The organism is Rheinheimera sp. (assembly GCF_020217005.1).
Classification (GTDB): domain Bacteria; phylum Pseudomonadota; class Gammaproteobacteria; order Enterobacterales; family Alteromonadaceae; genus Pararheinheimera.
Window position 1 is genome coordinate 1 of sequence record NZ_JAIWOI010000163.1, and the last position, 10,000, is coordinate 10,000.

11 protein-coding genes and 1 tRNA gene are annotated in these 10,000 nt (G+C 44.1%); 7 read left to right on the forward strand and 5 right to left on the reverse strand.

Going from position 1 to position 10,000, the window contains the following annotated elements:
- On the reverse strand, window positions 1–1,089 hold a 1,089-nt coding region (locus tag LDL40_RS07900; protein ID WP_300994720.1), incomplete at its 3' end, for an EAL domain-containing protein.
- Between the two features lie 234 nt (window positions 1,090–1,323).
- On the opposite strand from LDL40_RS07900, the gene LDL40_RS07905 reads away from it, so the two are divergent.
- The 3 genes from LDL40_RS07905 (at window position 1,324) to LDL40_RS07915 (ending at window position 3,101) form a co-directional block, all read left to right on the forward strand.
- Entirely contained in the window at window positions 1,324–1,839 is a 516-nt protein-coding gene (locus LDL40_RS07905) for a tetratricopeptide repeat protein (protein WP_300994721.1), read from the forward strand.
- A gap of 125 nt (window positions 1,840–1,964) precedes the next feature.
- Window positions 1,965–2,435: a cell division inhibitor SulA gene (locus tag LDL40_RS07910; protein WP_300994722.1), complete on the forward strand. Its 471-nt coding sequence runs from the start codon at window positions 1,965–1,967 to the stop codon at window positions 2,433–2,435.
- A gap of 168 nt (window positions 2,436–2,603) precedes the next feature.
- The gene (locus LDL40_RS07915) at window positions 2,604–3,101 is read left to right on the forward strand and encodes a YchJ family protein (RefSeq protein ID WP_300994723.1); all 498 of its coding nucleotides are present in this window, start codon (window positions 2,604–2,606) and stop codon (window positions 3,099–3,101) included.
- Here the strand turns inward: LDL40_RS07915 and LDL40_RS07920 are convergent.
- Window positions 3,086–3,544: a VC2046/SO_2500 family protein gene (locus LDL40_RS07920; RefSeq protein WP_300994724.1), complete on the reverse strand. Its 459-nt coding sequence runs from the start codon at window positions 3,542–3,544 to the stop codon at window positions 3,086–3,088. The genes LDL40_RS07915 and LDL40_RS07920 overlap by 16 nt on opposite strands.
- 111 nt (window positions 3,545–3,655) lie before the next feature.
- Here LDL40_RS07920 and LDL40_RS07925 point away from each other — a divergent pair.
- Together LDL40_RS07925 and LDL40_RS07930 are read left to right on the forward strand one after the other, a co-directional pair.
- Window positions 3,656–3,740, forward strand: a tRNA-Tyr gene (locus LDL40_RS07925).
- 103 nt (window positions 3,741–3,843) lie between these two features.
- A complete protein-coding gene (locus tag LDL40_RS07930) occupies window positions 3,844–5,532 on the forward strand; it encodes a tetratricopeptide repeat-containing response regulator (protein ID WP_300994725.1) in 1,689 nt (562 codons plus the stop codon).
- A 31-nt stretch (window positions 5,533–5,563) separates the two neighbouring features.
- Here the strand turns inward: LDL40_RS07930 and deoC are convergent, their stop codons facing one another.
- Window positions 5,564–6,298, reverse strand: coding sequence for a deoxyribose-phosphate aldolase (gene deoC / locus LDL40_RS07935; RefSeq protein WP_300994726.1), 735 nt, complete (start codon window positions 6,296–6,298; stop codon window positions 5,564–5,566).
- A 366-nt stretch (window positions 6,299–6,664) separates the two neighbouring features.
- Window positions 6,665–7,420: a M48 family metallopeptidase gene (locus tag LDL40_RS07940; protein ID WP_367304307.1), complete on the reverse strand. Its 756-nt coding sequence runs from the start codon at window positions 7,418–7,420 to the stop codon at window positions 6,665–6,667.
- 68 nt (window positions 7,421–7,488) lie between these two features.
- Here LDL40_RS07940 and xthA point away from each other — a divergent pair, with 68 nt between their 5' ends.
- Window positions 7,489–8,301, forward strand: coding sequence for an exodeoxyribonuclease III (xthA, locus tag LDL40_RS07945; RefSeq protein WP_300994728.1), 813 nt, complete (start codon window positions 7,489–7,491; stop codon window positions 8,299–8,301).
- A gap of 4 nt (window positions 8,302–8,305) precedes the next feature.
- Window positions 8,306–8,926, forward strand: coding sequence for an energy-coupling factor ABC transporter permease (locus LDL40_RS07950; RefSeq protein WP_300994730.1), 621 nt, complete (start codon window positions 8,306–8,308; stop codon window positions 8,924–8,926).
- 127 nt (window positions 8,927–9,053) lie between these two features.
- On the opposite strand, the gene yfbV is transcribed toward LDL40_RS07950, so the two are convergent.
- Window positions 9,054–9,497 carry a terminus macrodomain insulation protein YfbV gene (yfbV, locus tag LDL40_RS07955; RefSeq protein ID WP_300994731.1) on the reverse strand — a complete coding sequence of 148 codons (444 nt, stop codon included), beginning with the start codon at window positions 9,495–9,497 and terminating at the stop codon, window positions 9,054–9,056.
- Window positions 9,498–10,000: the final 503 nt, after the last annotated feature.

Below are 10,000 nucleotides of genomic sequence, written 5' to 3' on the forward strand. Positions count from 1 at the left end.
CTGATCCGTCACTTGCTGGCTAAGCTGATCCAGTGTGCTGTTCTCATCCACTATTACCGCATCTTTATCCATCAACGCCTTCACACTTTTCTTTTCGTATAAAGCGCGACCATAAGGGCTTGAGAAGAGTTCAAATAGAACAGACTTTTGCACTATGCCTACAGGCTGCTCATCCTCTACTATGGCAAGACTAGACCACTGTGGATTTTTACTAAATAAATCAAACAACTGCGCTACTGTGGTTATACTTGCGACCGCAGGCACGGACAACAATAAAGCCCCTACCTGCTCAGTTGAACTCGGTGGTGCACTCCCCTGATTTGGGTTCAGTTGATAACTACCTGTCACCACAGCACTCATCACCGCATTGGGACGACCTAATAAATAGCCCTGGCCATAGTCAGCGCCCAGTTCCTGACAGAGCAGTAATTCTTCCCTGGTCTCAATACCTTCAGCTACTACAGCCGAGCCTGTACTTTTGGCTAAGGCAATAATACTGCGGACAAATTGTTTTTTTGTTGGGTCAGCATGCACCTGGCTGATAAAATAACGGTCAATTTTAATCAGGTCTGGCTTAAGTTCAGACCAAAGCTTCAGACCAGAAAAACCACTGCCTAAATCATCAATGGCTATACGAAAACCCAGCTCCCGGTAATGATGCACCGCATTAATCAGCACGCTGGAATCATCCACCTGATATTGCTCTGACAACTCAATGACCACCCGACTTGGGTTGAGTTGATATTTGTCTAACAAAGCCAAGGTTAAACCGGACGGGTGATCGTTGGAAAGTAATAACAGTGGATTGACGTTTAAATACAAATCGCCCTGAACACCAGCTGCAGCAAAGGCCGCTATGCTCAGCTCACGACAGAGCATCTCAAGCTCAGGCAATAACTGGCACTGATGTGCCACTTTAAACAACACCAAAGGAGAATGCAGTGGACTGTCAGATGGGCCACGGATCAGTGCCTCATAGCCTTGAATATAGCCTGAGTTAAAATCCAGTACAGGCTGAAACAGCGGCTGCAACTTACGCTGCTGTAAAATACTGACCAGTTCTTGCCTGTAACTTTCATCTGTCCACATCTACTGCACTCGCACAACTTGAGTTAATAGCCGAAGTGTAAGAAGGCTGTGTGACATTCATATGACGATGCCACGAAAGGTACAACATGGCGCGATTTTCGCAGGAAAAACCCAGGCATTTGTGTTTGTTGTCAGAAATCTGACAGTTCAAAGCACAAAGCAGGCACATTCGCTTGACCCTGCCCTGAGCCTTGGGTCTAATAGCGCGCTTTTTTAAGACCGGATTTTGTACTTATGACCACACCACAACTTTTCAGCCCGGAGTTTAACGGCATCGATGATTTAACTTTGGCTGAAGTAGATGCCAAGTTGAAAGAACATCAGCAGTTATTGCAGCTTCTATTGCAGTCACCAGGCGCTGAATTGTCTTACTTGCCACCGAAAGACCAGAGCAAAGCTCGTGGCGACTTCTTATTAAAGAAGGACGCAGAACTATTATTTCAGCAGGCTGTCACCTGCACTGAACAGCAGGATGTGCATCAGGCTGCCACACTGTTTTGTCGGGCAGCTTATATGGGACATCTGCAGTCTCAGGTCCTGTTGGGTCATTGCTATTTAAAAGGCGCCGGAGTACCTAAATCCGCCGTTTTTGCTTACAGCTGGTTTATTCTGGCGGCTTTGCAACAAGACACCACAGCGGAACAGGCTTGTACAGTACTGACTAAACATTTAACACTGTTGGATCAACAACAAGCACAACAATTAGCCGCTGAGCGCTTTGAAAAAATTACCTTACAAAACAATAAGTAATAACTAGGCATTAGATGAAGCACAAAAAACAGGCAAAAACTTTATAAAAAGAGCTTGCTTTTTAAACAGCGGAAAACTACTGTATATCCATACACTGTAAATACAAACAGTATTGGAGCATCACTATGTTGAATTTAAACAAAGCAGTTCACAGCTACTCTTTACTTAGCCAAACTCAGTTACAACACAAAACTGGTCAATCCGCGTTTTATCACAAATTGCAGGTTACCACAGGTCAATTAGCCCTACCCGAATTGCTGTTTATTATTCAGCAACACCAACAACAATCAGGTTGGGTGTTGTTATTGGCACCTAACCAGTTACCAGATAAATCTACTTTTAGTGGTTTCGATTTAGACATGTCTAAAGTGCTGGTGATCCAGCAAAAGCAAATCAGCAACATTGATACCGTATTGTGCGACGCATTAAGCAGTACAACCTGTAGCGCTGTTGTTGTATGGCAAGATCAATTCAGTGAAAGCTCGCTGCAGCACTATCAACAATTGGCGGAACAGCATCAAACTTGTTTTTATCAGTTAAGCAGTGATGTAGCACAGGTTCAGTCTGCGAAACAACGTCTTGCTGTCAGCCACTAATGCAGGCCTGCAGTCAGTCACAAGCTGTTTTATCAACAGAACTGGCTTGGTCTTGAAGGGCATTTTGCTTACACTAGGCTCAGATAAAGTTTATATTGATTGTTTTGGCCAGAGTTTTTCATAACGCTGTCGCTGAATAATCAAAAGCAGTGTGAGATTGTAACGATTATGGCGTCTTTTTTGTGTTATTGCGGATCAGGTAAAGCTTTTATTTCCTGTTGCGACCCCCTGATCTGTGGTGTGGCTTTTGCCCAAACCCCTGAACAACTGATGCGTTCACGTTATAGCGCTTATTGCCATCATGATAAAAATCCGCAGTGTTATGACTATATTTTGCAGACTTATCACTCGAAGGTCCGCCCGGAACACAGCCAGTCTGATATAGCAGACTTCGCAAAAGCTGTGCGTTTTATCCGTTTAAAAATACTGGACGATGCAAGCTTGACAACAAATCAGGTACATTTTGTTGCGACCTATTTAGTTGGAGATAAGTTAGAAGTGCTGGATGAAGTCTCAGATTTTGAGCTGGAACAAGGCCACTGGATGTATTGCAGTGGTGTATTAATCAAACATCCGTCGATGAAACTATCCCGTAACGATGTCTGCCCTTGCGGCAGTGGTGTTAAATTTAAAAAATGCCAGCATCCGCTTCAGGCCTGTAACTGATTGAGAATTTCATACAAAGCTGTGGGATCAGCCTGCATCATTTCTGGTTTCTGTTGGTTCAAATGACGCTTTGCATGCAAGCTTAAGCCCGATTTCACCTCATCAGGCAATTTGTATTTGTTGTCTTCCATCACCAAAGGTGCGCCTTGCAGACAGTGCATTAAATGCAAAGCGACAGCGCCACCTTGTTGAAAAGCAGTGGCCTGTTGCTTTAGGTGCAACTCATCCGCAGGTAAAAATGAAAAGGGTCTGGTTTGCTGTATACCAAGTTGCTGATACAAGTCAGGCTTAAATCTCGCTTCCTGACCATCAGGTGTATAAAACTGCGCGAATTCTTCAACAGCAGGCGACAAAAATGCTAACCAGAGAGAAAAATCGCTCAGGTTATGTTGTTGTATCGCCTCATTTAACCGAACACCGGTTTGCCACTCATTAATCAGCATAAAATCTGCACAAAAACATCTTATTGTTTGCTTTATCGGCAGTCAGACAAAAAAGTTAAGTAATTTCCTTTACATCAAAATGTTTTTTGATAAGATGCGCACCACACTTGTGGAGGGGTTCCCGAGTGGCCAAAGGGATCAGACTGTAAATCTGCCGGCACTGCCTTCGAAGGTTCGAATCCTTCCCCCTCCACCATTCTCTTCCTGCGTTAAAGTTCCAGTGTAAGTCGCTAAATTTTCCTTGCTAAAATCCAACATATTATCAACACTTGCGATAATTGAATCGATAGGTTTGCTGAATGTCGTACAAAACTCTCGAAAATCTTCGAGTCCTTATTGTTGATGACCAACGCCCCTTCCAGTTATTGCTCAAAGGCATACTGTATTCAATGGGCGCGACCAATATTGCCTTTGTCCTGACTGGTGAACAAGCGTTGTGGAAATGCATGCACGGCTCATACGACGTATTGTTTGTAGATTACAACCTAGGTTCAGGTAAAAACGGCCGCCAGCTATTAGAAGATTTGCGGGAAAAAAAGCTGCTACATCCAGGTGCCGTTTACATGATAGTCACAGGAGAAAATCAGGTCCCTATGGTCGTAGGGGCCATTGAAGCTGAACCTGATGATTACATCATTAAACCTTTTTCACAAAGTGTACTGCGCACCCGTCTGGTTAAAATCCAAAATAGAAAGAAACAGCTGGCACCAATTTATCAGGCTATGTTTGACGACCAGCCGGAACTGGTGATCGAAGCCTGCAAACAAGAACGTGAAAACCACAGCCGTTACCATTCTTTGTGTGGTCGCATACAGGCAGAAACTCATCTGAAACTAAAGCAATATGACGAAGCTGAGGCTTTATTGTCTGAAACCTTGGCATTCAGTCGCACGAACTGGGCCTTGTTACTGCAGGCTCGTTTGTGTTTTGAGCAAGAGCGCTATGATGAAAGTATGGAGTTATGTAACGAAGCTATAGACACCAACAGGTATTTTGCCGAAGCTTATGATCTCAAAGCCAGAAATTTAATAGCTCAGGGCTTGATGGAAGAAGCGATGGAGGTCATTTCTCAGGCCATTGTGATTTCTCCTTTTTCTGTCAGCAGGCAAAATCTGTTAATGGATATAGCCCGCAGCATGGATGACCTGGCAAGTCTGGTGCAGGCCAGCAAACAAATCTACGAAATTACCCGGCGCTCAGCACGTCAGGAAGTTGTACACCTGCTTAACTATATTCGCACTGTGATAGACGCAGCCTCTCGCTCTGAAGAATTAAACCAGCGCAACAAGTACCAGCAAGAAGCCTTAATGGCCATTCACAGAGCAAAAAGGGAAGATACGGTCATCCGTGACTTTGACTTCGAATTGTTCGAAACTTTGTGCCAGGCACGGTTGGAATCTTTAAGTGGCCAGCAGTATTTGGCGAAAAAGACCTATGCAACTGTGTCGGATCGTGTCGCGGCACAGATGGCTCCTGAAATAGATCCTGAGCAACCAGATGAACTCCCACCTATCCCACATTGCGCCGCTGACGCCGTGCTGCTGTTGAATCAGATAGGTGAGTTTGAACAGGCGTCAAGCCTGACTCAGAAACTGCAGGCATTGGCCGGTGCTATAGATCCTCTGTTGGAAAAACTTTTCAGCGAGCAACAAAGCCGCTCCTTAAGCCGCCAGACCAGTTTCAATGAATTAAACAAACAAGGTATTCAGTTCTACAAAGAAGGCAATTACGAACAGGCTTTATTACGCTTCGAACAGGCTTTAGAAGTAGCGCCTATGAATACAGGTAGTGCGTTAAACTTTATTCAGACCGCGATCCAAATGATGGCAGACCCAAAACGGAAGAAACCCCTTGAGTTAGCCGAAAAATGCCGTAAGACGTTCAGAATAGTGGATAACATGCCTTTGCCAGAACATCACAAAATACGGCATCAGGAACTGCTGCAGCAGTTTAATAAACTGAAGGAAGAGAAACGCTACAGCCGCTAATCTGCGTCGAAGCGGCTGTTTTCTTCAGGTCTCAGTAATCCAGTTGCTGACTTAGGTCTTTCATTAAGGCACTGGCACCTAAGCGCATATACTGAGCTGTTGCCACCTCACCTGTCAGTTCTTCAAACAAACTGACCAGCTTTAACGCAAAGTCCACCGACCGCACACCGCCTGATGCTTTAAATCCAACGCGGCGCTCTGAGGCAGCTATTACTGCAAGCATAACACGTGCGGCTTCCTCTGTGACTCCAACTTTGACTTTGCCTGTAGACGTCTTCACAAAATCAGCACCTGACTCTATCACCAGTTCTGTAGCTTTACCTATCTGCTGACAAGTACCTAATTCACCTGATTCAATGATGATTTTTAAACAGTGCCCCGTTGTTGCGTTGCGCACTTGCGCTAAAAAGTCTCTTACTAATTCAGTTTGACCCGACAATAAAATCTGGTACGGCAATACGCAGTCAATTTCATCAGCTCCAGCTGCTAATGCTGTTTTTATTTGTGCAAGAACCTGCACCAAAGGTAAAGCTCCTGACGGGAAATTAACAACAGTTGCTAATTTCACTACCAGCTTTTTTTGCTGCAGAAAATTTTTGACCTGAGTCAGATAGTCAGGGTAAACACAAATAGCGGCAGGTAACAGTGTTGTGCAGGCGAGATCCTGCTCTAGCCATTGCTGCATAGCAGCAGCATCATCCTGATCATTTAAACGGGTTAAATCTACCAACTTTATCAGTTGTTGTATACGCAGAGGGTTTGTCATGCTGTTGTCCTGAAGTAGAAGAGTGGCTCTAAACGGCCAATTTGCTGTTAATTCTGTTCGCCCCATAGGCAAGTCGCAGCGAATTAAAGCAGAAAACACCATCAGCTGGAAAGCCTGCACTCCTGATTAAGCAACGGAAACTGCAAAGCAAAGTGCACAGATCAAAAAAACAGAAATAAAATTGAATTTTTTCAGCTGTAACGGGTCAGACTACCTGAATCATCTTTCTATTCTCCCAAGAAGTAAACTTTGCCGGCCTTATGGTCGGCTTTCTTTTGTCACCTGAGAATAAATCCCCCAGATACAGACGCGGGGCTGATCGGGGAGAAATGTTTAGATTTTATGTAAAACTGGACAAAGTCAAAGTTATAACTGCATCCAATGCTGGTTTTGCTTTAGCCAAAGCCTGGCTTTGGCTGCGTCTGAATTAAATTCTGCAACTAATGCCCAAAAATTTTTACTGTGATTCATGTGCACCAGATGTGCCAATTCGTGCACTACAACATAACGGGCTACCCAGGCTGGTGCCATTAAAAGACGCCAGTTAAAACTCAACAAGCCCGATGAATCGCAACTGCCCCACTTTGCTTTAAAGTTACACACCCGCACCTGTCTGCTTTGCAGGGACATGCGCTGCTGCTCATGCAATACTTGCTGCGAAAACCACAGCTGCGCCTGTTGCATATAAAAGCCTGTTACCAGCTTCTCTATCCATTTATGCTGACTATCCATTTTATTTCGGTGCGATAGCTGCAACCACAAGCAATCACCATCCAGACTAAATTGATTCACCGAGTCCTGTACAATTTTCAGCTGCAATTTGTCGTCAAAAAATGGAATTTGCCCTTGTTCCAGCCAACCTGCTTCGGTCTGCTGTTGCTGCTGAAGATGTTTATCTATCCAGTGTTTTTTTTGCATAATAAGTTGCTGAATCAATTTCAGGTCGCAGCCGGCAGGAGCGCACACCCATAGCTGTCCAGACTGAATTTTCAGCTGAATACTACGCCTTTTGGCGGAAAATTTTAGTTGATAGGCGGGTAACTCAGAGTTCACAACATCAGACTCATCAGGGCAAAGGCATAGCTTAAAGTTTGTCGCCAGAGGGAGCAAGCAGCTGTTCACCCTCGAGCAGACAAAATGCTAGTATGCAACTCAGACGTTTTTACTCTCATCCGGATCAGAGACTCAGCATGAAAATAATTTCATTTAACATAAATGGTTTACGCGCCCGACCACATCAAATCGAAGCTTTACTGGCTAAACATTCTCCTGATTTTGTCGGTTTACAGGAAATTAAAGTGCATGATGATGAATTCCCGCTCGAAGAGATGCAGAAATTCGGTTACCACTTGTATTACTTTGGACAAAAAGGTCATTACGGCGTGGCCATTCTCAGTAAAAAGCCAGCTCAGTCTATGCTTTATGGCTTCCCAACTGACGCGCCAGATGCTCAACGTCGTATGTTAATTGGTACTTTTGCATTGGATAGTGGTAAAACTCTGACTTTATTAAACGGTTACTTCCCACAAGGCGAAAACCGCAGCCACGAAACCAAATTCCCGGCGAAACAAAAGTTTTACGCCGACTTGCAACAGTATTTAATTGAGCATCATAGCCCGGATGATTATGTCGCAGTGATAGGTGATATCAATATTTCTCCGGAAGATCTGGATATAGGTATAGGCGAAGCCAACGCCAAACGTTGGTTAAAAGAAGGCAAGTGTTCCTTTTTACCAGAGGAGCGGCAGATGTTGGCCACATTAAAAGGTTGGGGCCTGATCGATACTTTCCGCGCGTTGCATCCACTGGCTACAGAAAAATACAGCTGGTTCGACTACCGTTCTAAAGGTTTTGATGACAACAGAGGTCTGCGAATTGATGTTGTTATGGCCACTGCTCCTTTGGCAGCTTTGTGCACAGAAAGCGATATCGATTATGAGCTGCGTGGCCTGGATCGACCTTCTGATCATGCGCCTGTCTGGTCAAATTTCGATTTAAGTTAAGCTGATGCTCGCCGCATTTTGTCTGCTGTTGCTAGCGGCATTGTTGTTTAATGCGAATTTCTGGGACGAAATTCGCAGCAAAGCTGTTCCCTGGCCTGTAGCTGGTGCCAGTGTTTGCATATTGGCATTGCTATGGCAAACAAATGCGACCGTGCTGGACGCACTTTCCATTCATTTTTTGGCTCTGACCAGTCTGGTGTTAGTATTCGGTCTGCGTTTAAGTGCTTTACTTTTTGTTTTAGTGATGGCGCTGCAATGGCTAATGTCAGAAAAAGCTTTAGAGCAACTGCTGTGGACTCTGCTTAGTGGCTGGTTAGTGCTTGGATTAAACTACTTCGTTTATTTGCTGTGTTTTCATTATCTTCAGCGGCAATTGTTTGTTTATCTGTTTGTCGCAGCCTTTTTAAACAGTGCTCTGGGTCTGGTGGTATTTATGTTATTGCAAGCCTGGATCCAAGCCGAACACTATAGCTCGCATCAGTTGTATGAAGGATACCTGATATTTATACCGCTGGCAGCTCTACCCGAAGCCTTGCTTAACGGCATGGCAATGACCTTGCTGGTGGTTTATAAACCAGAATGGGTCTACACCTTTTACCAACGAATTTATTTGTCCGGTAAATAAAGTATTCAAAGTAACATCTATTGTAGGCGCAGCGAAAAGCTAAATCGACTCAGGGCCTTTGATCACCCTAAGTTCAGAAACGAAAGTGCACGATTAGTAATACCGCCGTTTTGCTCACTTAGAGCTATCAAAGCCAATCGCGTAGGAAGGCTTTATCCAGCTGCCCAAACGCTTGTTTTAGTAACAATGCTAAATCCGCGTACCGCAGCTTGTGTTGAGGATTTTGGGTTTGTAACCCCTGCTCCTGCATTTTTTGCTTAATTTCACCATACCAGCTACTCAAACCAGGCGGCAATTCGGTCTGGGCTCTTTTCCCAAGCCAATACCAGCCCTGAAGCGGCATAGACAAAATACATAACATCATAGTCAGGATCAGAGGCAATTGACTCGCGCCCAACAGATTAAACTGTACCAGAGCCCCCACAGCTGCTACTGCTGGTAATGTTTTTTGGGCAAAGTTTGTCATCCGGATAATTTTATTCTCCGGAAAAATCGCGTTTAACTCTAGTACCACAGGCCAGTCACGGCTGTACTGCAGCCCCGCTTTGAGTGTCGAAAACATAGCTGACATCGCAGGTACTCCTCTTGGTGATTGCTGTACTTACCACAAGTCGTTGATTCGGAGTCTACCCCCTGCTTCAACTATCGTCCAGCTTTGACAGAAACTAAAGCAAAAAGCGCTACGGACAGGAAATATTTATTGAAATCTTGCCATTAAAAATCAAACACAAAATTCATACATAGGGGTTACAAATGTTTTACGGCAAAATTTTCGGATTCAACAAGAAAACTCGCAGTTTCCCGCCTTAGCACAATTATTTGCGAAAGCGCCAACTAAACAAATTTTGTGCCATTAGTATTTTTTAATTAATTTCAATAACTTAAATCAATTAAACATAACAACACACAAAGTTATCCACAGAATCTGTGGACAACATAAACAAAGAAAACATAGGGCCTTCACCATTTTGCTGTCAGAATCGACATCGACTTATCAGCTTTTCATGACATTTTTATAGTGAATCCTCTGAAAAAACTATTTAGCAGCTAAGCCAACTTGATTTTGGTTTTTTT

Excerpts from the sequence above, each read along its gene's own strand:
- LDL40_RS07905 (WP_300994721.1), top strand. The coding sequence starts at position 1,324 with ATGACCACACCACAACTTTTCAGCCCGGAGTTTAACGGCATCGATGAT.
- LDL40_RS07910 (WP_300994722.1), top strand. The coding sequence starts at position 1,965 with ATGTTGAATTTAAACAAAGCAGTTCACAGCTACTCTTTACTTAGCCAA.
- LDL40_RS07915 (WP_300994723.1), top strand. The coding sequence starts at position 2,604 with ATGGCGTCTTTTTTGTGTTATTGCGGATCAGGTAAAGCTTTTATTTCC.
- LDL40_RS07920 (WP_300994724.1), bottom strand. The coding sequence starts at position 3,544 with ATGCTGATTAATGAGTGGCAAACCGGTGTTCGGTTAAATGAGGCGATA.
- LDL40_RS07930 (WP_300994725.1), top strand. The coding sequence starts at position 3,844 with ATGTCGTACAAAACTCTCGAAAATCTTCGAGTCCTTATTGTTGATGAC.
- deoC (WP_300994726.1), bottom strand. The coding sequence starts at position 6,298 with ATGACAAACCCTCTGCGTATACAACAACTGATAAAGTTGGTAGATTTA.
- xthA (WP_300994728.1), top strand. The coding sequence starts at position 7,489 with ATGAAAATAATTTCATTTAACATAAATGGTTTACGCGCCCGACCACAT.
- LDL40_RS07950 (WP_300994730.1), top strand. The coding sequence starts at position 8,306 with ATGCTCGCCGCATTTTGTCTGCTGTTGCTAGCGGCATTGTTGTTTAAT.
- yfbV (WP_300994731.1), bottom strand. The coding sequence starts at position 9,497 with ATGTCAGCTATGTTTTCGACACTCAAAGCGGGGCTGCAGTACAGCCGT.